Source organism: Alloalcanivorax sp. C16-2, assembly GCF_046507615.1.
Lineage (GTDB): Bacteria > Pseudomonadota > Gammaproteobacteria > Pseudomonadales > Alcanivoracaceae > Alloalcanivorax > Alloalcanivorax marinus_A.
Map to the genome: position 1 here is coordinate 955,390 of NZ_JBKFTL010000001.1, position 20,278 is coordinate 975,667.

The 20,278-nt window shown below is 64.5% G+C and carries 19 protein-coding genes; 6 read left to right on the top strand and 13 right to left on the bottom strand.

The window, feature by feature from the left end; genetic code table 11:
• Positions 1-148 precede the first annotated feature (148 nt).
• From ACLD02_RS04505 to ACLD02_RS04520, 4 genes are all read right to left on the bottom strand, one after another.
• On the bottom strand, positions 149-547 hold the full coding sequence (locus ACLD02_RS04505) for an ectoine synthase (RefSeq protein ID WP_203102931.1): 399 nt from the start codon (positions 545-547) through the stop codon (positions 149-151).
• Between the two features lie 86 nt (positions 548-633).
• Positions 634-1,938 (bottom strand): diaminobutyrate--2-oxoglutarate transaminase, encoded by a 1,305-nt coding sequence (gene ectB / locus ACLD02_RS04510; RefSeq protein ID WP_203102929.1) that lies wholly within the window; start codon positions 1,936-1,938, stop codon positions 634-636.
• A gap of 41 nt (positions 1,939-1,979) precedes the next feature.
• Positions 1,980-2,522, bottom strand: a complete 543-nt coding sequence (gene ectA / locus ACLD02_RS04515) for a diaminobutyrate acetyltransferase (protein WP_203102927.1) — start codon at positions 2,520-2,522, stop codon at positions 1,980-1,982.
• 4 nt (positions 2,523-2,526) lie between these two features.
• Positions 2,527-3,054, bottom strand: coding sequence for a MarR family winged helix-turn-helix transcriptional regulator (locus ACLD02_RS04520; protein ID WP_203102925.1), 528 nt, complete (start codon positions 3,052-3,054; stop codon positions 2,527-2,529).
• A gap of 251 nt (positions 3,055-3,305) precedes the next feature.
• On the opposite strand from ACLD02_RS04520, the gene ACLD02_RS04525 reads away from it, so the two are divergent.
• Both ACLD02_RS04525 and ACLD02_RS04530 read left to right on the top strand, forming a co-directional pair.
• Positions 3,306-3,899 carry a TRAP transporter small permease gene (locus ACLD02_RS04525; RefSeq protein ID WP_203102923.1) on the top strand — a complete coding sequence of 198 codons (594 nt, stop codon included), beginning with the start codon at positions 3,306-3,308 and terminating at the stop codon, positions 3,897-3,899.
• 39 nt (positions 3,900-3,938) lie between these two features.
• Positions 3,939-5,222, top strand: coding sequence for a TRAP transporter large permease (locus ACLD02_RS04530; RefSeq protein WP_410298050.1), 1,284 nt, complete (start codon positions 3,939-3,941; stop codon positions 5,220-5,222).
• A 125-nt stretch (positions 5,223-5,347) separates the two neighbouring features.
• On the opposite strand, the gene dctP is transcribed toward ACLD02_RS04530, so the two are convergent.
• Positions 5,348-6,367, bottom strand: coding sequence for a TRAP transporter substrate-binding protein DctP (gene dctP / locus ACLD02_RS04535; RefSeq protein ID WP_410298051.1), 1,020 nt, complete (start codon positions 6,365-6,367; stop codon positions 5,348-5,350).
• A 167-nt stretch (positions 6,368-6,534) separates the two neighbouring features.
• Between dctP and ACLD02_RS04540 the strand changes: the two genes are divergently transcribed.
• Positions 6,535-7,437, top strand: a complete 903-nt coding sequence (locus tag ACLD02_RS04540; protein ID WP_238400936.1) for a tetratricopeptide repeat protein — start codon at positions 6,535-6,537, stop codon at positions 7,435-7,437.
• Between the two features lie 182 nt (positions 7,438-7,619).
• The gene (folE2, locus tag ACLD02_RS04545) at positions 7,620-8,582 is read left to right on the top strand and encodes a GTP cyclohydrolase FolE2 (RefSeq protein WP_203102917.1); all 963 of its coding nucleotides are present in this window, start codon (positions 7,620-7,622) and stop codon (positions 8,580-8,582) included.
• A 78-nt stretch (positions 8,583-8,660) separates the two neighbouring features.
• Here the strand turns inward: folE2 and ACLD02_RS04550 are convergent, their stop codons facing one another.
• The 8 genes from ACLD02_RS04550 to thrS form a co-directional block, all read right to left on the bottom strand.
• Entirely contained in the window at positions 8,661-9,191 is a 531-nt protein-coding gene (locus ACLD02_RS04550) for an outer membrane beta-barrel protein (RefSeq protein WP_203102916.1), read from the bottom strand.
• Between the two features lie 147 nt (positions 9,192-9,338).
• Positions 9,339-10,646, bottom strand: coding sequence for a hypothetical protein (locus ACLD02_RS04555; protein ID WP_410298052.1), 1,308 nt, complete (start codon positions 10,644-10,646; stop codon positions 9,339-9,341).
• 34 nt (positions 10,647-10,680) lie between these two features.
• Positions 10,681-12,762: a TonB-dependent receptor domain-containing protein gene (locus ACLD02_RS04560; RefSeq protein ID WP_203102912.1), complete on the bottom strand. Its 2,082-nt coding sequence runs from the start codon at positions 12,760-12,762 to the stop codon at positions 10,681-10,683.
• A gap of 107 nt (positions 12,763-12,869) precedes the next feature.
• Entirely contained in the window at positions 12,870-13,160 is a 291-nt protein-coding gene (locus ACLD02_RS04565) for a hypothetical protein (protein ID WP_203102904.1), read from the bottom strand.
• Positions 13,153-13,389 (bottom strand): membrane protein insertion efficiency factor YidD, encoded by a 237-nt coding sequence (gene yidD / locus ACLD02_RS04570; protein WP_203102902.1) that lies wholly within the window; start codon positions 13,387-13,389, stop codon positions 13,153-13,155. Before yidD ends, ACLD02_RS04565 begins: the two co-directional genes overlap by 8 nt.
• 90 nt (positions 13,390-13,479) lie before the next feature.
• Positions 13,480-14,862 (bottom strand): cysteine--tRNA ligase, encoded by a 1,383-nt coding sequence (gene cysS, locus ACLD02_RS04575; RefSeq protein WP_410298053.1) that lies wholly within the window; start codon positions 14,860-14,862, stop codon positions 13,480-13,482.
• Positions 14,863-14,885: 23 nt separating this feature from the next.
• Positions 14,886-15,326, bottom strand: coding sequence for a phosphoribosyl-AMP cyclohydrolase (gene hisI, locus ACLD02_RS04580; protein WP_203102898.1), 441 nt, complete (start codon positions 15,324-15,326; stop codon positions 14,886-14,888).
• Between the two features lie 94 nt (positions 15,327-15,420).
• The gene (thrS, locus tag ACLD02_RS04585) at positions 15,421-17,337 is read right to left on the bottom strand and encodes a threonine--tRNA ligase (RefSeq protein WP_203102889.1); all 1,917 of its coding nucleotides are present in this window, start codon (positions 17,335-17,337) and stop codon (positions 15,421-15,423) included.
• A gap of 138 nt (positions 17,338-17,475) precedes the next feature.
• Here thrS and ACLD02_RS04590 point away from each other — a divergent pair, with 138 nt between their 5' ends.
• Together ACLD02_RS04590 and ACLD02_RS04595 are read left to right on the top strand one after the other, a co-directional pair.
• Positions 17,476-19,041, top strand: coding sequence for a GAF and HD-GYP domain-containing protein (locus ACLD02_RS04590; protein WP_410298054.1), 1,566 nt, complete (start codon positions 17,476-17,478; stop codon positions 19,039-19,041).
• Between the two features lie 13 nt (positions 19,042-19,054).
• Positions 19,055-20,278: an MFS transporter gene (locus tag ACLD02_RS04595; RefSeq protein ID WP_203102885.1), complete on the top strand. Its 1,224-nt coding sequence runs from the start codon at positions 19,055-19,057 to the stop codon at positions 20,276-20,278.

Sequence of the window (20,278 nt, forward strand, 5' to 3'; positions counted from 1 at the left end):
TTCCCCGACCGCCGCGCTGGTGCGGTTACTATCCAGGAACGCCCGCCGCCCCTGAATTAGACCTTGGTCGCAGAAAACCGACCGTGTGCCGAACACAAAAAAGCGGAGCCTTGAGCTCCGCTTTCGGGGGCGTGACGAACGCTGGCGATCAGTCCAGGTCAGCGGGATAGACGCCGTTTTCGTCGTGTACTTCCTTGCCGCTCAACGGCGGTGTGAAGGCACAGGCCACCACCATGTCCTCGTCCTCGCCACCGTACAGGTAGTGCTCGTCGTGCTGGTCGAGCAGGTAGATGGTGCCCGGCGTCAGCTCGTACACGTCGCCGGTATCGACCATCTCGATCTTGCCCTTGCCGGACATCACGTACACCGATTCCCAATGGTTGGCGTATTTGATGTGGGTCTTGGTGCCCTTGAAGATGGTGGTGATGTTGAAGGAGTGGCCCATGCCGTCTTCCTTCAGGGACAACCGCACGGATTGCCAGTTGCCATTCTCGGCCACCACGCGGCGCTCGGTTTTTTCGGCTTCCGCCAAGGTGCGAACGATCATCGACTACCTCCTGAACATTCTGAAACGCTGAAAGGGTAAATAGGGGAAACGGGCCGGCCACCCGGGGTGGCCGGCTCGGACGGGGTTCAACCCGCCAGGCTGGAAACGGAGTGAGCGTCGCCGCGTTTGATGCGGTCCTTCATGACCTCGGCCACGCTTTCCTTGATCACGTCCATGGCGTGGTGCAGCTCTTCCTCGGACACGGTCAGCGGGCACAGGGTCTTGATTACCTGGTCGTCGGCGCCGGAGGTTTCGATCACCAGCTTGCGCTTGAACGCCGCCTTGGTGATTTCCTCGGCCAGCTCGCCGTCGCGGCATACCAGGCCCTGCATCATGCCCCGACCGTTCAGGTAGAACCAGTGATCATCATAAGCGCCGGCGATGTCGCGGAAGCGCTCGGTGATGATGTCGCCCTTCTTCTGCACTTCCTTGGCAAAGCTGTCATCGCTCCAGAAATGCTCCAGTGCCTTGGCGGCGGTGGCGAAGGCCAGGTTATGGCCACGGAAGGTGCCGTTGTGCTCGCCGGGTTTCCACTGGTCCAGTTCCGGCTTAAGCAGAACCACCGCCAGGGGCAGGCCGTAGCCACTCAGTGACTTGGACAGGGTGATGATGTCCGGCTTGATGCCCACGTCATCGAAGCTGAAGAAGGTCCCGGTGCGGCCGCAGCCGGCCTGGATGTCGTCCAGGATCATCAGCATGTCGTGCTTGCGGCACACGTGCTCCAGGTTGCGCAGCCACTCAAAGCTGGCCGCGTTGATGCCGCCTTCGCCCTGCACGGTCTCGACGATCACGGCGGCCGGGTGGTCGATGCCGCTGGAGGAGTCGCACAGCACTTTGTCCAGGTATTGGGTGGTGTCGAAGGCATCGCCCAGGTAACCGTCGTAGGGCATCACGCTAACGCCGCCCATGGTCACGCCGGCGGCGCCCCGGTGGTGGCTGTTGCCGGTGGCGGACAGCGCACCCAGTGTCACCCCGTGGAAGCCGTTGGTGAAGCTGATGATATTCTCGCGGCCCTTGATGTTACGGGCGATCTTCAGCGCCGCTTCCACCGCGTTGGTGCCGGTGGGCCCGGGGAACTGAACCACGTGGTCCATTTCGCGCGGCTTGAGAACGTATTCGTCCAGTGCTTCCAGGAACTGGCGCTTGGCCACGGTGTGCATGTCCAGGCCGTGCACGATGTAGTCGTTCTCGATGTAGTCGAGCAGCACTTTCTTCAGGACCGGGTTGTTGTGGCCGTAGTTCAGGGTGCCGGCGCCGGCCAGGAAGTCCAGGTAGGCGATGCCTTCCTCGTCGTACAGGTAGCTGCCCTGGGCTTTCTGAAAAACCACCGGGAAGCTGCGTGCGTAACTCTGCACTTCGGACTCAATATTCTCGAAAATTTCCGTATCCATGGCTCTGTCTACCTCGCTAACTGTCTGGTCGAATTCCGGGTTCAGGCGTCGTCCCGATTGAACGGGCCGATGCGCAGCAGGTGTTCATCGTTGTGCTCACCCGCGAAGTGGATGCGTGAATCGAAGAGGATGAACTCCTCGGTGGGCATCCGCCGTTCATAGGCAAAGCTGCGGAACATGCCCCAGGACGCTTCATTGTCCGGGGTGATGGTGGTCTCGATGAACTGCACGTTTTCCGTTTCATCGCGATGGATGAGGTGGTCCAGCATGCGCTTGGCGAGACCCTTCCCGCGTGCCTTCTCGTGCACCGCCACTTGCCATACGAACAGGGTGTTCTGCTGTTTGGGCGGGATGTAGCCGGAGATGAAACCCACCAGATCACCGTCCATTTCCGCGGCCACGGAGGTATCCGCGAAATGGGTGCATTGCAGCAGATTGCAGTACACCGAGTTCTCGTCCAGCGGCTTGCACTCCGCGATCAGCTTGTGCACCCGCGCGCCGTCCTGACTTTCGGGCTTGCGGAGAATGATGTCGTCTTTGTCGTCAGCGGAAGATGAAGCCGCTTTTTTGTCGTCTGCGAGCATGATGTCACTTCTGGTCGGTTTCGAAGGAAGAGTCGGCGCGCCGGCGACCCGCCGTGGGCTGTACGCGATCGATGGCGCCCAGATCCAGCACCGGGGAGGCGTCGATATCGCCGGCGTTCATCATTGCCGCGACCCGCTGCAGTGAACTGAGAATCAGGGATTGTTCCCAGTCCTCCAGGTGCGAGAAGCGCGACATGAATTCGTCCTGCAGCGGCGTCGGCGCGCGCTCCATGATGTCGCGTCCGGCGTCGGTCAAATAAGCATAAACCCGCCGTTTATCCCGTTCACCCCTCTTGCGCTCGATCAGCCCGCGCTTTTCCAGGCGGTCGAGGATGGTGGTGACGGTGGCCTGGCTGACCGATACCTCGGTGGCGATATCACCCATGGTCATCTCGCCCTGGGACGCGATGGCCTGGAGGATCAGCAGTTGCGGCGCGGTGAGGCCGGCGACCTTGCTCAGCTTGCGCGAGTAGAGGTCGGTGGCGCGAATAATCTGGCGTAGGGCAATCAGCACTTCGTCGTGTCTGGCCATGGTCGTTAATTCTCTGGTTAACAAACCAATGTGACCGTGTGAAGACAAGGTCATTTTGATGTGAAAGCAGCGTTTGTCGAATGAATAACGGCCATGGCCGGGATATTCCTTGCGATCAGTGGTAGGCTAGTTTAGAGGTATAATATTTAGATGTCAAAGTAGTTATTGGCGGTGAGCGGTGTCCTTCCGCAACAGGCCGACATGCCGCCGTTGCGTTGATGAAAGGTAAACAGTGTGGTTGTATTGGGCCGATGAAGTTCGCGTTTAAAGGATTGCTTGCCGTCCTCGCGGTGCTCGACCGGACCATTGGCGTGCTTGAGCGCCTGGTGATCGGCGCCACCGTTCTGGTCATGGCGCTGTTGATGAGCGCCCATGTGGTGGGCCAGTTGATCTTCGACAAGGGGATTCCCGGCACCTACGAAGTCACCGAGATGCTGATCGTGGTGATGACCTTCGTGGGGGTCAGTTACGCTGCCCGTCACGCCCGGCATATCCGCATGTCCGCGCTCTACGAGCAACTGCACGGTGCCCCTCGCAAGGGCCTGCTGATGCTGATCTGTGCCGGCACCGCCGCCTTGATGTTCTATTTCGCCTGGAAATCCGGCCAGTACGTGGTGGACATCCACGACCGTGGCCGGGTCAGTTCATCCCTGGGCATGCCCATGTGGATCGTCTACCTGGCGCTGCCCGCCGGGTTCGGCCTGGCCGGTATCCAGTATCTGCTGACCCTGGCCCGCAATGCCTTGACGCCGGGCATCTGGCGCTCGTTCAACGAACGGGAAACCTATTCCGACGTGCCAGTGCACGGGGTGGAGGCGGGGGGCGAGTATGACGATCGCGCCTGAACCACTGTACCGCCATCATCGCCGGGGGGGAGGTCCCGCATGCTGATCGTTCTTGCCCTGATCATGCTCGTGCTGCTGTTGCTGGGCTACCCGATGATGGTGCCGCTGGCGGTGGGCACCCTGTTCATGATGTTCTCCGGCATGACCTTCTTCGGCCCGGAGCAGGCGGTAACCTGGATGATCACCGGGGTCGGCAGCTGGGTGCTGGCGGCGGTGCCGATGTTCATTTTCGCCGCTGATATTCTCACCAAGGGGCATACCGCCAACCGCCTGCTGGATCTGGTGGATGCGTTCAGCCGCCACTGGCGCGGCGGGTTGCCGATCACCACGGCGGCGGGCTGCGCGGTGTTCGGCGCGGTGTCCGGTTCCACCCAGGCGACCGTGGTGGCCATGGGTGGCCCGATGCGTCCGCGCTTGCTGGCCAAGGGCTATCCCGACAGCTTCGCGCTGGCGTTGATCATCAATGCCAGCGACATTGCCCTGCTGATTCCCCCGAGCATTGGTTTCATCGTCTATGGCGTGGTGATGGGCACTTCCATTGGTGACCTGTTTCTGGCCGGCATCCTGCCTGGCATTCTGGTTTTGCTGATGTTCGCCGCCTATTGCTGGGTGGGGGCCCGTCTCAAGGGTATTGAGCCGGAGCCCCGGGCCAGTTGGGACGAGCGTTTCAAGGCGATACGCCGGGCGATTCTGCCGCTGGGTTTCCCGGTACTGGTGGTGGGCGGCATCTACCTGGGCTTTTTCAGCGCCGTGGAGGCGTCCGCCGTGGCGGTGGCCTATGCGCTGCTGCTGGAGGTGGTGATTTACCGCAAAGTGAGCCTTCGCGATCTGGGTGGTCTGGCGTTGTCCTCGGGGATGATCACCGCCGTGGTATTCATTCTGGTGGCGGTCGGTGCCGCTTTCTCGCATACCCTGGGCACCGCCGGCGTGCCGGAGCAGTTGCTGGGGCCGGCCATCGAGGCCATTGACGACAACAAGACCGCCGCCCTGGCGCTGATCGCGGTGGCTTTCTTTATCGGCTGCATGTTCGTGGACCCGATCGTGGTGATCCTGATCCTGGTGCCGATCTTCAAGCCGCTGGTGGAGTCCGCCGGGCTGGACCCGGTGCACGTGGGGGTGATCGTTACCCTGCAGGCGGCGATCGGTTCCGCGACGCCGCCGTTCGGTTGCGACATCTTTACCGCCATCGCGGTGTTCCGCCGGCCCTATATGGACGTGATTCGCGGTACGCCGCCGTTCATCCTGATGTTGATGCTGGCCACGGTAATCCTGATTGCCTACCCGCAGATTTCCCTCTGGCTGCCGTCTTTGGGCAGCTCCTGACGGACGGGGCGCCGCGCCTTTCGGTAAATCCGTTGTGCCGCTTCGAGGTAGCGTCCCGGTCGTTCCTACAGCAATTCCAAAGCCCGGCGCGGGGCCGGGCTTTGGGGGCGTGGTGGGGATGGGGACTATTCGCCGCCGGCCTGTTTGAACGCCTTGAGCAGGATATTCAGGGACTGCTCGCCGCGCTCGCCGACCTCGTCGATGTAGGTCTGGCGCACCGGCTTGGCCAACTTGCGGAAGGCGTCCCGCTGGGCGTCGTCGAGCTCGATGATGGTGATGTCGCTCTTCGACTTGATGGTTTCCAGGCGCTCCTGGTTGAACCGGGTCTGCATGTCGTGGCCGGCCTGAACCAGGCGGGTGGTGACCTGGTCGAGCATGGCGCGCTGCTCGTCGGAGAGACCGTCGTACCAGTCGGCGTTGCCCATCAGGGTGGCCACGAACTGGGACTGGCGGGCGAAGATCATATGGCTCTGCACTTCGTAGAACCCCATTTCCTCATGGGCGAATACCGGCTGAATGTTGGCGTCCGCCTGGCCTTGTTGCAGCGCGCTGTACAGTTCGCCGTAGGCGATGGTGGTGGGGGAGGCGCCATAGGCCTGATAGGTGGTGCGCAGCAGGCTGTTGTCCATTACCCGGATCTTCAGACCTTTCATGTCCGCGGGGGATTGGATCGCCTGGTCGGCGGTCCAGACCTGATAGCCCTCGGGCAGCTCGGCCAGCGGCACCAGGTCGCGCTGGCGGAACGACTGCTGCCAGGCCTCGCTTTTCAAAAAGCCGTCGCTGTTGAGCACCTTGGCGGTTTCCAGCTGGTCGGCGGGCATGATGAAGTTGAGGTTGAGGAGCTGGCTTTCAGGGACGGTGCCGCCGAGGGCGCCGGAGCCGAAGCCGAGCTGGATGGCGCCGCCCTGGACCGCGTCGTAGAGGGCGGAATAGGTGGAGCCCCAGGTGCCATAGGGCAGCAGCTGCACGGTGATGTCGCCGCCGCTTTTCTCCTCGACCAGCTCCTTGAACTGCTCCGCGTAGCGGTGCTGAACGCTGCCTTCGATTTCTTCCAGGCCGATGCGCCAGGTTTCCGCGCTGGCGCCGGCGCTGAACGCCAGTAAGCCGAGCGCGGCCACGGCGCCCATGAGTCGTTGCTTTCTCATGAAACTCCTTGATGGTGGCATTCGGGGGTCAACTCACTACATTGCATACGGCCAGGCCTGTCAAGGCGTGGTGGTTCGCGTTCACGGCTTTCAGGCTGGCGCCGACCGGGGCTTAATGCCACCATACGCCGGCGTATCGGTAACCTATTGGTAAAGAGGAAAGGGTCTTGTTCAAGCGATGCCTGAAGGCGGTGATCTGGGGATTGTGGCTGACCATGAGTGTGGGCGCCGCGGCCCAGCAGGAGCCCGCCGAACCGCGTCCTGAAGCGGAGAGCGAGATCGAGAAGGGGCCGGTGATTTCCCAGTTTCGGGAGAACTGGATTCTCGGTGAATTGCGCTCCATCCGGCAGGACATGATGGAGTACCGCAACGACATGAACCGTATCGTCACCGACCGCGAGCTGGAGGTGGCGGACAAGGCCATGGGCTACGCCACCAATACGGTTACCTATTTCTTCTATCTGATCGCCGGTGCCGCCTCGATCCTGGCCCTGGTGGGCTGGTCCACGATCCGCGACCTGAAGGACAACATCCGTGTCTACGCCGAGAAGGAAATGTCCCGGCTGACGGTGGAATACGAGTCGCGGCTGGCGGACCTGGAGCAGGAGCTGCGCCAGAAGTCCCGCACCATCGCCGAGAACCAGGAAGAGATCGAGCGCACCAACGAGATCCACAGCCTGTGGCTGAAAGCCACCAAGGAAGGCAGCTACAAGGAGAAGATCGAGCTTTACGACCGCATCCTCGAGTTGCGCCCGGACGACCCGGAAGCGCTGGCCTGGAAAGCCGACGCCGCCCTGGAGCTGGGCGAGCAGCGCTGGGCGCTGAGCCTGTGCGACCGGGTGCTGGAGGTGGACGAGGACAACGCCCATGCGCTCTATCAGCGCGCCTGCGCCTGGGCCGGGCTGGGGGAAACCGACAACGCCCTCAACGACCTTCAGCAGGCGGTGAGCATTTCCGATGCGTTGCGCCGTCACGCCCGCGCCGAGGAGATGTTCGTTCCGTTGCGTGAAATGGACCGTTTCCAGGAATTGGTCGGCGGCCCCGAGGACGACCTGGACATCACCCTGTAGCGGGTTTATAGACCGGGCCTGTCGTCGCCATTGTCAATCCCTCATCGCCGGGAGGTCTATTTGTCCCGGTGATTCTGCTACACTTCGCGTCCCTGTGTGATCGGGCGATGACAATCAGGTTGCCATTCTGTTCACCTGATCGGCGTCATGCTTCGCCGCCGTCGTCCCTACGGAGATTCCCCATGAAGCGCGATAGTGGTGCCGGAACCACAAAATCCATGCCGGACGTGGCCTCCAATTCCATGGTGGACCACCTGCATACCACCCTGGACTGGGTCGGCATGAGCCAGATTCACCTGCCCGCCCGGGTCAGCGATACCCTGGCCGGCGAGCGTCCGGTGAGCACCTCGATTCAGGCCTATGTGAGCCTGTCCAACCCGGACGCCAAGGGCATTCATATGTCCCGGCTGTATCTGATGCTGGAGGAGACCTTCGGTGATCATTCGGTCAGCGCTTCGTCCATCGAAACCCTGCTCGACAACTTCCTGAACACCCACGAGGGGCTTAGCGACCAGGCCTTCGTGCAGTTCGATTTCGAGTACTCCATGCGCCGCCCCGCGCTCAAGAGCAGCTATGCCGGCTGGAAGAGCTACCCGGTGACCATCAAGGCCACCAAGGCCGGCGAAGGGCTGCGCCTGGAGCTGGCGGTGGAAGTGCCGTATTCCTCCACCTGCCCGTGCTCGGCGGCCCTGGCCCGACAACTGATCCAGGAGCAGTTCCGTGAGGACTTCGGTGGTGATGGCCAGGTGGATATGGAGAAGGTGTTCGAGTGGCTGGGCACCGAGGAAGGCATCATGGCCACCCCGCACAGCCAGCGTTCCGTGGCGCAGGTGCGCGTGGTGCTGGATACCGGTTGCGACGAGGCCTTCCCGATCACCGCCCTGATCGACACCATCGAGGGCGCGCTCAAGACTCCGGTGCAGACCGCCGTGAAGCGGGTCGACGAGCAGGAATTCGCCAAGCTCAACGGGCAGAACCTGATGTTCTGTGAGGACGCCGCCCGGCGCCTCAAGCAGGCTCTGAATGGCCAGCAGTGCTACCAGGACTTCTGGCTGCGGGTGAACCACCTGGAGAGCCTGCATGCCCATGACGCGGTGGCCATCGTCACCAAGGGCGTGGACGGTGGTTACCTGCCGATTCCCTGATTGGCGGCGGGCCGTTTCCGAATACAAAAAAGCCGCGCGACGCGCGGCTTTTTTGTGCCTGGCTGGGCCGGGTGACGCTCAGAAGCGGCCGTTCAGGCCAATACCGATATTGCTCACCTCATCGCCACCGCGATCCACGGCACGCAGATACTCCACGCTCACGAACACCACGTCGGTCAGGCTGATATCGGCGCCCAGCCCCAGGGAGAGGTCCGTGTAGTTGTCGCCTTTGGAACCACCGCCGGGGTAATCAATGGTGGTTTCCATGCGGGTCAGGCCAATCAGGCCGTAGGGGCGCACCGGCAGCGTGTTGGGAAACTGACCACGGAAATAAGCACCGTAGTAACGGTCGATCTCCACGTCGGCGCCGCCACCCAGGCTGTCGTCACCGATGCCCAGGCCCAGGCGCAGTTCGCCACCCAGGGTCTCGTTGCGGTTGATCCAGCTACCGAATTTGAATTGCAGCGCGTTGGGATCGGCGCTGCCGCCACGGTCGGGCTCGATGTCGCTGCGCACGTAATCCAGGCCGGCGTAACCCGCCGCCATCGCGGGCACGGAAAGAACGGAAAGGGGCAGGGCAAGGCCAGCGGCCAACAGCCATCGTTTCATGGGGGACTCCGAATTCCACTGCTTTGAGGATGACCCCCATTGTAGTGAAAAGCCGCGCCCATGGCGACGCGGTGTATCGCGACTGAAGTCGCTCCTACAGCAATATCGTAGGAGCGACTTTAGTCGCGAAAGGGCGCGTGACGACGATCAATGCTCGTGATCGTGTTCGTCTTCCCCGGTTTCCTCTCCGTGGTCGTGCTCGCCGGCGATACCGGTCCAGGCCAGGCCGGTGGGGGCGAAGTCCAGGGCCACGGTTTCCACCGACAGGTTTTCCAGGTCGAGGACATGCAGTGCCGGTGCCGCCGGGTCGGTGACGAACGCCTGTTCGGCGGCGGCGCTCACCGCCAGGGCCGGCGCCGGGCCGGCGGCGGGCACGTCGTCGAGCAGTGGCACGGTGCCGCGATGGGACCAGTCGGCGGTTTCCAGCACATGCAGACTCCCCTCGCTGTCAAGGATCAGCAGGTGCTCTCCGTGAGCGTCGAAGGCCCGGGCCAGGGCGGTCACCGCGGCGCCGCCGCCGTCCACGGCACCGTCGCGCCAGTCGGTTTCGGTGGCGGTTTCCGCCTCCGGATCAATCACATAGAGGTTGTCGCCCGGGTAGGAAAACGCCGCCAGTTCCGCCACGTCGGGGTGGCCGAGTACCGAGGTCAGCCGTTCCGCCACCGCGATCTTGTGGGCGTGGAAGTGATCGTCGTGCAGCTCCACCAGCAGGGCGCCGTCCTGGCAGCCGAACACCGTGTACAGGCCGCTGGTGGCGGCGCCGTGCAGGCCCGGGCAGGCGGTGCCGAGCTCGCCTTCGTCGTGGAAATGGTCACCGTGCAGCTCGAACACGGTGACGCCGTCCGCGGCGTCGCCGCTGGTGGCCGTGTGACTGGCCAACACCAGGCCTTCCAGGGGTTCGGCAACGCCATGGTGGGCGGTGTCCAGCGTCTGGGAGGCCAGCACCCCGCCGGCTTCCAGGCTTTCATCGCTGAACAGTTGGAAGCTGCTCATTTGCGCGGCGCCATCGTCGCCGTCGAAGAACAGCGCGCCATGCTCGCCATTGACCCGGTAATGGGTGGGTGCCACCCCATTGAGCGTGAAGGCCAGCATGGAGGGCGCGTCCTCATGCACATGGTCGTCATGTTGGTGGATGCCGTTGTCCAGGAATTCCACCTGATCGTCGTCACGCTGAAGGATTACCGCGTAGCGGCTTTCCGGGCTGGCGTACACCGCAGTGGCCGGATGCACCAGGGCGAAATCGGCGATCGTCTCGCCGCTTTCCAGGTCATGCACATAAACCCGTGAGTGGGCGCCGTCGGCATGGGTGAATACCAGGCGACCGGCCGAGTCGGTATGTTCGTGATCATGGTCATCGCCGGGTAACTCGGTGCTGCCGGTGTCGTTGTTGCAGGCGGCAAGCAGGACCGATGCCGCCAGCAGGGCGGCGCCGGTGGGGAAAAAATACCGTTTCATTGTTGTCTCCGAATTCGTTTCGTCGTGGTCCGCGTCAGAAGGTCATGCGCACGCCGGCGGTCAGATTGCGACCGGGTTCCGGAACGGTGCGCGCCAGGAAGGACGCGTGATTCCACACTTCCTCGCCGAGCAGGTTGCTGCCGCGCAGGAAGACGCTGTATTGGGGGCTGCCGGTGAAGGTGTAGCTCACCGTGGCATTGAGCATGTCGTGGCCGGGGGTGCGGCTTTCGAAGCCGGCGATCTGGTCCTGCGCGAACACCCGGTAGAACTCCAGCTCCCCGTCGAAGGCGCGCCAGAAGGTGTTCAGGCGCCCGCCCAGTCTTTGCGCGGGGATGCGTGGCAGTTCGTTGCCACCGTCATCGAACTCGGCGCGCACCACGTCACCGAACAGGGTGGTGGAGAACCGCTCGGTCCACTGATAGGTGGCTTCGGCTTCCGCGCCGATGAAGGTCACGTCCGCCTGGCTGTACTTGATCAGGCGGAATTCCTCGATCTGGTCCAGGGTGCGGGCATAGACGTAGTTGTCCACCTGGTTATGGAACAGTCCCAGGTCGAAGGTCAGATCACCGTTCACCTTGCGCAGGTTGAGGCCCACGTTATGGGAGGTTTCCGTCTCCAGACTGTCGTCGTTGGCGCTGCCGCCACAGGTGTACCGGTCGGCGAGCAGGCCGCACTCATAGGTGTTGGTGGCCAGGTGCACCCCCTGGGCATAGACCTCCTGGGCCTGGGCCAGGCGCTGGGAGCGGGCCAGGGACAGCGACACGTTGTAGTCCGGGCGGAACGCCCAGGTCAGCGCGGTGGACAGGGAAGCGGCGCTATCGCTTTCCGAGGGCAGTGGCCGGTCCGCGTCATCCGGGTCGAGCTTCTGGTGCTCGAAGCGGGCACCGGCTTCCAGTTGCCAGCGATCATTGAAACGGTAGCGTTCCACGGCGAACAGCGCGGCGACCCGGGTGTCGGTCCTGGGCACCACCGCTTCCTCACCGGAGGTTTCGATGCGACCGTCGGAGAACTGGGTGCCCACGGTGCCGCGCCAGCCCAGGATCGGGGCGTGCTCCGCTTCTACCCGGGCGTCCACGCCGCGATGCCGGAAGGTGGTGCCGATGGCGTCTTCCTCGATTTCATGGTGGCGGTAGTCAGTGTGGCTGGCGCGCAGGCGTACCGCCTCCACGCCGGCGAACGGTTGACGGTACTCGCCACGCAGGTCCACCCGGCGGCTGTCGAGATCCACGAACGGCGCTTCATGCTCACCGTGCTCGTGTTCGTGGCCGGCTTCTTCGCATTCCAGGCTGGCGCCGTTGGAGGTGCAGCCTTCGAATTCGTGACTGTGGCCCGGCAGTCCGTAGAGATCTCCCCGGTAGGAGTAGGCCAGGCCCAGGTAGCCCCGGTCGCCGATCCAGGACAGGCCGACGCTGGCATTGTTGCTCTCCGCCCAAGTGCCGTTGATGGTCGGGTCGGTGAAGCCGTTGACTTCATAGTCGCTCGCTTCGCGGCGGGCGCCTTCCACGTGCAGGGCCAGGTGCTCGCCGGCCCGGGTAGTCAGGCCCACGGCACCGGCGCTTTCGTCGGCCACGGTGTTGCCGCGCGCGGAGAAGAAGCCTTCCACCGGTTTATCCGGCATGCGGGTGGGGATCTTGTCATCCAGCACGTTGACCACGCCGCCGATGGCGCCGCCGCCGTAGAGCAGGGTAGACGGGCCACGCAGCACTTCCACCTTGCGGCTGAGCATGGGTTCCACGGTGGTGGCGTGGTCCGGGGAAATCTCCGACATATCGAACAGACGGGCGCCATCGGATAGCACGCTGACCCGGGGCGCGGTCTGGCCGCGGATTACCGGCCGGCTGCTGCCGGCGCCGAAGGTGTCCGCGTGCACGCCAGGCAGGCCATTCAGCGTGTCGCCGAGAGTGGCTTCGCTTTGTTGGAACAGCAGGTCGCCGTCCAGCAGATCGAAGGAGGCCGGGGTCAGGTCGGCGTCACTGCCCAGGGGCAGGGCGGAGACCTCCACGGCCTCCAGTTGGTGGTCCTCGGTGGCCGGCTCGGCGGCGCTCACGTAGCCGCACAGGGCCACCAGGGCGGCCGCCGTGGCCGGCGCCGCCAGAGGGGCGTTGAAGCGTTTCATGTTGTCTCCTGATATACAGCCGCGACCGGCGTCCATGGCCAGGGGCCACGGAGGGACGCGGGATCGGCGCGCGCCGGGCGCGCCCTCGGAATGTTACGAATCCGGGGTCAGGAGAGTCGGGGGGGCGCACGCGCCAGGTGGACGCTGGCGGCGACCTGGTAGGGAGGGAGAACCGGGCCGGTATTCAGCGGTGCCCCGGCGGGGGCCGGCGGTGGTGCCACCAACAGCGACGGTGCCGCCGCCATGCCGTGGCCATGGAGCGCCTGGCAATCGTGCTGGGCCACCACGTCACGGTGGCTATCGAAGATGTGGCTGGGGGCGTGCCAGGCGAGCACCGCTTGCGCCACCAGCAGCAGGGCGGCGAACAGCAGGTGCCGGCGCGGGCGGAGGTCAGTCATCGGTCGGTTCGCCTTCGCGACCGGGCACCGGATCGAAACCGCCAGGGTGCCAGGGGTGGCATTTGCAAAGGCGTTTCGCCGCCAGGGCGCTACCGCGCAGGCTGCCATGGGTTTCCACCGCCTGCCGGGCGTACTCCGAGCAGGTCGGATAGAAACGGCACTGGTTGCCCACCCAGGGGCTGAGCACCAGTTGGTAGAGCCGCAGACTGGCAAGCAAAACGGGTTTCAAAACGGCATCCGAAACAGAGACTGAACGTAACTGCCCATCATAGAACGAACAATATGACAAAAACCACCATGGCTCCGGTGGTAGTCCACTTCAGGCGCGGGTCCAGCGGGTGCCCTCGCGGGTATCCTCCAACTGGATGCCGGCGTCCTTGAGCTGGTCGCGAATCTCGTCGGCGCGGGCGAAATTCCGGTCCTTTTTGGCCTGGGTGCGTTGGGCGACCAGGTCGTCGATGGCGGCGGCGTCCAGGTCGTCGTCGCCGGCCTTCTTGTTCTGGAACCAGGCGGTGGGGTCCGCGTCCAGCAGCCCCAGCAGGTCGGCGCCGGCCAGCAGCTCGGCCTTGAGCGCCGGCTTGTCGGCGGGCTCCGCCTTGTTCAGCCGGGCGGCGATGCCGTGCAGGGCGCTGATCGCCTCGGAGGTGTTCAGATCATCGAGCAGCGCCAACCGTACCGGGTGATCCTCGGGCAGGGTGTAGCCAGTCGCGGCGGTCACGGATTCGCCGCGCCCGAGCAATGCGTAGTAGAGAGAATCCAGGCTGCGTTCGGCCTGCTCCAGCAGTTCAGCGGAGAAATTCAGCGGCGACCGGTAATGGCTGGACAACAGAGCAAAGCGCAGCACCTCGCCGGGGTATTCCTTGAGCAGCTCGCGGACCAGGCGGAAGTTGCCCAGGGACTTGGACATCTTCTCGCCGTCGATGTTGATGTAGCCGTTGTGCATCCAGTAGCGCACGTACTCGGTGCCGTGGGCGCAGCAGCCCTGGGCGATTTCGTTCTCGTGGTGCGGGAAGATCAGATCCTGGCCGCCACCGTGGATGTCGATCACGTCGCCGAGGTGTTTGTGGATCATCGCCGAGCATTCGATGTGCCAGCCGGGGCGACCCCGGCCCCAGGGGGAATCCCAGCCGGGCTGGTCCGCGTCGCTGGGCTTCCACAGCACGAAATCACCGGGGTGGCGCTTGTAGTCGGCCACTTCCACCCGCGCACCGGCCAGCATGTCTTCCAGGTTGCGGCCGGAGAGCTTGCCGTAGTCGGGCATGGATTCCACCGCGAACAGCACGTGGCCCTGGGATTCGTAGGCGTGGCCCTTGGCGATCAGGGTCTCGATCATGGCGATCATGTCGCCGATGTGATCGGTGGCCATCGGAGTGATCGACGGGTCCAGAGCGCCGAGGGCGGCCATGTCTTCCTGAAAGGCGGTGGTGAAGCGCCGGGTGAGGGCGTCCATGGATTCACCGGTATCCGCGCAGGCCTTGATGATCTTGTCATCGATGTCGGTGATGTTGCGGGCGTACACCACCCCTGGGTAAAGGCGCTTGAGCAGCCGGTAGAGCACGTCGAACACCACCACCGGGCGGGCGTTGCCGATGTGCACGTAGTTATAGACCGTGGGGCCGCACACGTAGAGCGTCACGCGATTCGGGTCCAGAGGAACGAAGTCGTCCTTGGTGCCGGTGAGGGTGTTGTGCAGTTTCAGCATCCGGGTGCGGTCCTGGGGCCGGTTTATTTCGAGGTGTCTTTGCCGTACAGCTCCGCCGGGTCGATCAGCGGCGTCTTGTCGATGGTGGCCCGGTCGCCGTCCAGCTTCCAGTAGAAGCAGTCCCGTCGCCCGGTGTGGCAGGCCGGACCGGTCTGGTCCACCCGCGCCAGCAGCACGTCGCCGTCGCAGTCCACGCGCAGTTCCTTGAGCGTCTGCACCTGGCCGGAGGATTCCCCCTTACGCCACAGAGTGCCCCGCGAACGGGAGTAGTAACAGACCCGGCCGGTGGCCAGTGTCTCCTCGATGGCGGCCCGGTTCATCCAGGCGAACATCAGCACCTCGCCGGTGTCGTGCTGCTGGGCGATCACCGGCACCAGGCCGGCGTCGTTGAGCACCAGGTTATCCAGCGCCTCGCCCAGCGATACGCTGAAGCCTTCCGGTTGCCGTTCGTTCTCTTTGAACATGATGCCTCCTGCCTCGCCGCCGTAGGAGCGACTTCAGTCGCGATCCGCAAGGCGGTTGATCGTGACTGAAGTCGCTCCTACAACACCGGGGCCGTCAGATCGGTGAGCGGGTCTCCCGGAAGAGGGCGTCCACCGCTTCTTCCAGGCCGGCTTCCTCGGTGTCCTTGGAGCCCAGGCTGCGGATCGCTACCTTGCGCTCCTCCGCTTCCTTCTCGCCCACCACCCAGATGCGAGGGGTTTTCGCCTTGGAGTGTTCGCGCACCTTGAAGCCGATTTTCTCGTTGCGGGTATCCAGCTCCGCCGGCACGCCCCGGGCCTTGAGCAGGGCCACCGCCTCGGCGGCGTAATCGTCCACCGCGTTGGTGATGGTGCACACCACCACCGGGGTGGGCGCCATCCACAGAGGCAGGTGGCCGGCGGTGGATTCAATCAGGATGCCGAGGAAGCGCTCCAGGGAGCCGAGCACCGCCCGGTGCAGCATCACCGGCCGTTGGCGCGAGCCATCCTCGGCCACGTATTCGGCGTCGAGTCGTTCGGGCAGCACGAAGTCCACCTGCAGGGTGCCGCATTGCCAGTCCCGTCCGATGGCGTCGCGCAGCACGAACTCCAGTTTCGGGCCATAGAAGGCGCCTTCGCCCGGGTTCAGTTCACATTCCAGGCCCAGGGATTCCACCGCCTCGCGCAGGGCCGACTCCGCCTTGTCCCAGGTGGCGTCGGTGCCGGCGCGTTTTTCCGGCCGGTCGGAGAATTTGATGCGGAACTGCTCGAAGCCAAAGTCCTTGTACACCTCACGCAGCATCTGGATGAAGGTGGCGGTTTCCTCGTTGACCTGGCCCTCGGTGCAGAAGATATGCCCGTCGTCCTGGCTGAACGAGCGTGCCCGCATCAGGCCGTGCAGCGCGCCGTGGGCCTCATTGCGGAACAGGGCCGTGAACTCGCCCATGCGGATCGGCAGGTCCCGGTAGCTTTTGATGCCCTGGTTGAAGATCTGCACGTGGCCGGGGCAGTTCATCGGCTTGATCGCCATCTCCCGGTCATCGTGGGTACAGACCGTGAACATGTCGTCGGAATACTTATCCCAATGGCCGGATTTTTCCCACAGCACCCGGTCCATCATCTGCGGCGTCGACACCTCGTCGTAGCCGTACTTGATCATCTTGTCGCGGATGTAGTTTTCCAGGTTCTTGCGCAGGCGCCAGCCCTTGGCGTGCCAGAACATGCTGCCCACCGCTTCCTGCTGGGTGTGGAACAGGTCCATTTCCCGGGCCAGTTTGCGGTGATCGCGTTTCTCCGCTTCCTCGAGCTGTTTGAGGTAGGCGCCGAGTTCCTTCTTATCCCGCCAGGCCGTGCCATAGATGCGCTGTAGCTGGGCGTTGTCGGCGTTGCCGCGCCAGTAGGCGCCGGCCACCTTCATCAGTTTGAAGCCGTCGCCCAGCTTGCTGGTGGCGGGCAGATGCGGGCCCCGGCACAGGTCGATGAAATCGCCCTGACGGTACAGGGAGACTTCCTGGTCGGCGGGCAGGTCGCGGATGATTTCGGCCTTGAACTCCTCGCCCTGGTCCAGAAAGAAGCGGATTGCCTCGTCGCGGTCCCATACCTCACGGCGGATGTCCTCATTGCGGCGCACGATCTCCTGCATGCGCTTCTCGATCGCCTTGAGATCCTCAGGGGTGAAGGGCTCTTCCCGGTGAAAGTCGTAATAGAAGCCGTTCTCAATGGTCGGCCCGATGGTCACCTGGGTGCCGGGGAACAGCTCCTGGACCGCCTCCGCCATTACATGGGCGGCATCGTGGCGAATCAGCTCCAGGGCATCGTCGTGGTCCCGGGTGATGATTTCCACTTCGGTGCCATCCGTGAGCGGCAGGTAGACGTCCGTGAGGCGCCCGTCGGCCCTGGCGGCCAGGGCCTGCTTGGCGAGTTTCTTGCTGATCCGCTCGGCGATCTCCAGGGCGGAGGCCGGCTGATCAAACTCCATGGTTGCCCCATCGGGCAGTCGGTAGCGCACGCTCATGAATGAAAAGGGGTCCGAGGCTAAGGGTTGCGGAACCGAGGAATGGTAGGCAATCGACCGGCGCCGTTCAAGCGGCCCCGCTTTACCGGCACGATGGGCTGTGCCTATGCTAGGCCGGCCTGACAACGGAATGACGCCATGAGCAAGCTGGAAGGGGTGCCTGGCACCCAGCTACCACCCCTGTTGCGGGTGGCCCGCCAGATCAACGTCCAGAGCGACCTGGCGCCGCTCGCACGCACGGTGCTGAAGGAGGCCCTGGGGCTGGCCCGGGCCGAGGCCGGCGTGCTCTGGCTGCGTCGCGAGGAGCAGCATGGCGAGTGGCTGGAATGCGCCGGCCAGGCTCTGGACGGCGAGGACCCGGGCGCCGACCCGGGGCCGGACCAGCCGCGCCTGTCTTTGGACGAGGCCGGCGCCGGGCACCCGGCGGCACGGACCGTGCACCGCGGCGGCGTGCTGCATCTTACCGGCGCGGCGCTGGATGAAGCGGACCATACCCGTCTGGTACCGGGGTTGGTGACCCGGGTGGTGTCGCTGCTGCTGGTGCCGCTGACCAACCATGAAGGCCGGGTGGTGGGTGTGCTGCAGTTGGTCAACGCGCGCGGTGAAGCCGGTGCCGGGCCCTTTCCGGTGCGCACCCGGGCCCTGCTGGAAGCACTCGGTGGCTACGCCGGCATCGCCCTCAACAACCTGATGCTGGTCCAGGAACTCAAGGACCTTCTGGATGCCTTCGTGAAGGTGTTCGCCCGTGCCATCGACGCCAAGAGCTCTCACACCAGCGCCCACTGCGAACGGGTGCCCCTGCTCACCGAACTGCTCGCCCGTGCCGCCTGCGATGACGCCACTGCCTTCGCCGATTTCCAGCTCGACGAGGACGAATGGTATGAGCTGCGCGTGGCGGCATGGCTGCACGACTGCGGCAAGCTGGCGATTCCGGATTCGGTGCTCGACAAGGCCACCAAGCTGCACGGCCTGCATGACCGCATAGAACTGGTGGCGGCGCGTTTCTCGGCGATGCGTTCGGAAGTGGAGCGGCACTATCTGCGCGATTGCCTGGAGTCCCCGGACCGGGAAGCGGAACACCGGCGCCGCCGGCAGGAGGACATTGATGCCCTGGAAGCGGATCTGGCGTTTCTGGAGCGCATCAATATCGGCGGTGAAACCATGGCCGCCGAGGACGTGGCGCGGGTGAGGCGTATCGCCGAGCGCCCCTGGGTGGATGCCCGGGGTGAAACCCGACCGCTGCTCAGTGATGACGAGGTGGCCAACCTCTGTATCACCCGGGGCACGCTCACCGAGGAAGAGCGGCGCATCATTAACAGCCACATGGACGTCACCCTGGATATGCTGGAGTCGCTGCCTTTTCCGCGCAAGCTGCGGCGTGTGCCGGAATACGCCGGGGGGCACCACGAGCGTATGGATGGCACCGGCTTTCCGCGCGGTCTGACCCGGGAGCAGATGTCGATTCCGGCCCGGATCATGGCCATCGCCGATGTGTTCGAGGCCCTCACCGCGCGAGAACGACCCTACAAAACGCCGCTGAAAATCTCCGAGGCCCTGGGCATCATGCAGCGCATGCGCGACAATCGGCACCTTGATCCGGACCTCTACCGGCTGTTCCTGGACGCCGGGGTCTGGCGCGACTACGCGCGCGCCGCCCTGGACCCGGAACAGCTGGACGTGGATGATCCCACGCCTTTCCGATAACGGACCCGAAAGCATGCCATCGAACGCCGCTCCGGCGACGATGCCGTCCTGGTTGGTGCTGATGCTGGCCACCGCCTGCGGCTTGATCGTCGCCAATATCTATTATTCCCAGCCCCTGGTGGGGCCCATCGCCGAGTCGCTTTCCCTGTCGCCGGGGGCGGCCGGTCTGATCGTCACCATGACCCAGGTGGGTTACGGCGCCGGTCTGCTGCTGGTGGTACCCCTGGGGGACCTGGTGGAAAACCGTCGCCTGGTGATCGCGGTGGTGCTGCTCGCCGCCTTGGCGCTCGTCGCCGCCCTGTTCGCCCGCCATGCGACCACCTTCCTGGCGGCCGCTCTGGGCATTGGCTTCGGCTCGGTGGCGGTGCAGATTCTGCTGCCCTACGCCGCCCATCTGGCGCCGGCGGAGCGCCGGGGGCAGGTAGTGGGCACGGTCATGAGCGGCCTGATGCTGGGCATCATGTTGGCGCGACCGGTGGCCAGCGCGCTCACCCAGGCATTCGGTTGGCAGGCGGTGTTCGTGGTGTCGGCGGTGATGATGGTGGCGTTGAGTCTGGTGCTGGCGCGGGTGATGCCGGAGCGATGGCCCAAGCCGGGCCCCGGCTATGGCGGTTTGCTGCTGTCCATGGGCTGGTTGCTGCGCCATACCCCGATTCTGCGTCGGCGCGCTCTTTACCAGGCCTTCCTGTTCGCCGCCTTCAGCCTGTTCTGGACCGCGGTGCCCCTGCTGCTGGCCAGCCCGCTATACGGCTTCAGCCAGGGCGGTATCGCTCTGTTCGGCCTGGCCGGGGTGGCCGGCGCGGTGGCGGCGCCCATTGCCGGGCGGCTGGCGGATCGGGGTTTTACCCGACCGGCCACGGTGGTCGCCATGCTGATCTCCAGCGCCGCCCTCGGCCTCACCCTGCTGGCCGAGCCCGGCTCCACCCTGGCGGTGGCGATGCTGGTGACGGCGGCGGTGGTGTTGGATTTCGGCGTGTCCGCCAACGTGGTGCTGGGTCAGCGTGCCATTTACGGCCTCGGCGACACCTACCGGGGCCGCCTCAACGGCCTGTACATGGCGACCTTTTTCACCGGTGGGGCACTGGGTTCCGCCGTGGGCGGCTGGTCCCAGGCCCACGGTGGCTGGTCGCTGACCGCCACCATCGGGGCGCTGCTGCCCCTGGCGGCGCTGGGTTATTTCCTCACGGAACTGGCGCTGGGGGTGCCGGAGCCGTCCTGGCTGGAAGGCGAAGCCTGA

Excerpts from the sequence above, each read along its gene's own strand:
- ACLD02_RS04505 (WP_203102931.1), bottom strand. The coding sequence starts at position 547 with ATGATCGTTCGCACCTTGGCGGAAGCCGAAAAAACCGAGCGCCGCGTG.
- ectB (WP_203102929.1), bottom strand. The coding sequence starts at position 1,938 with ATGGATACGGAAATTTTCGAGAATATTGAGTCCGAAGTGCAGAGTTAC.
- ectA (WP_203102927.1), bottom strand. The coding sequence starts at position 2,522 with ATGCTCGCAGACGACAAAAAAGCGGCTTCATCTTCCGCTGACGACAAA.
- ACLD02_RS04520 (WP_203102925.1), bottom strand. The coding sequence starts at position 3,054 with ATGGCCAGACACGACGAAGTGCTGATTGCCCTACGCCAGATTATTCGC.
- ACLD02_RS04525 (WP_203102923.1), top strand. The coding sequence starts at position 3,306 with ATGAAGTTCGCGTTTAAAGGATTGCTTGCCGTCCTCGCGGTGCTCGAC.
- ACLD02_RS04530 (WP_410298050.1), top strand. The coding sequence starts at position 3,939 with ATGCTGATCGTTCTTGCCCTGATCATGCTCGTGCTGCTGTTGCTGGGC.
- dctP (WP_410298051.1), bottom strand. The coding sequence starts at position 6,367 with ATGAGAAAGCAACGACTCATGGGCGCCGTGGCCGCGCTCGGCTTACTG.
- folE2 (WP_203102917.1), top strand. The coding sequence starts at position 7,620 with ATGAAGCGCGATAGTGGTGCCGGAACCACAAAATCCATGCCGGACGTG.
- ACLD02_RS04550 (WP_203102916.1), bottom strand. The coding sequence starts at position 9,191 with ATGAAACGATGGCTGTTGGCCGCTGGCCTTGCCCTGCCCCTTTCCGTT.
- ACLD02_RS04555 (WP_410298052.1), bottom strand. The coding sequence starts at position 10,646 with ATGAAACGGTATTTTTTCCCCACCGGCGCCGCCCTGCTGGCGGCATCG.
- ACLD02_RS04560 (WP_203102912.1), bottom strand. The coding sequence starts at position 12,762 with ATGAAACGCTTCAACGCCCCTCTGGCGGCGCCGGCCACGGCGGCCGCC.
- ACLD02_RS04565 (WP_203102904.1), bottom strand. The coding sequence starts at position 13,160 with ATGACTGACCTCCGCCCGCGCCGGCACCTGCTGTTCGCCGCCCTGCTG.
- cysS (WP_410298053.1), bottom strand. The coding sequence starts at position 14,862 with ATGCTGAAACTGCACAACACCCTCACCGGCACCAAGGACGACTTCGTT.
- hisI (WP_203102898.1), bottom strand. The coding sequence starts at position 15,326 with ATGTTCAAAGAGAACGAACGGCAACCGGAAGGCTTCAGCGTATCGCTG.
- thrS (WP_203102889.1), bottom strand. The coding sequence starts at position 17,337 with ATGAGCGTGCGCTACCGACTGCCCGATGGGGCAACCATGGAGTTTGAT.
- ACLD02_RS04590 (WP_410298054.1), top strand. The coding sequence starts at position 17,476 with ATGAGCAAGCTGGAAGGGGTGCCTGGCACCCAGCTACCACCCCTGTTG.
- ACLD02_RS04595 (WP_203102885.1), top strand. The coding sequence starts at position 19,055 with ATGCCATCGAACGCCGCTCCGGCGACGATGCCGTCCTGGTTGGTGCTG.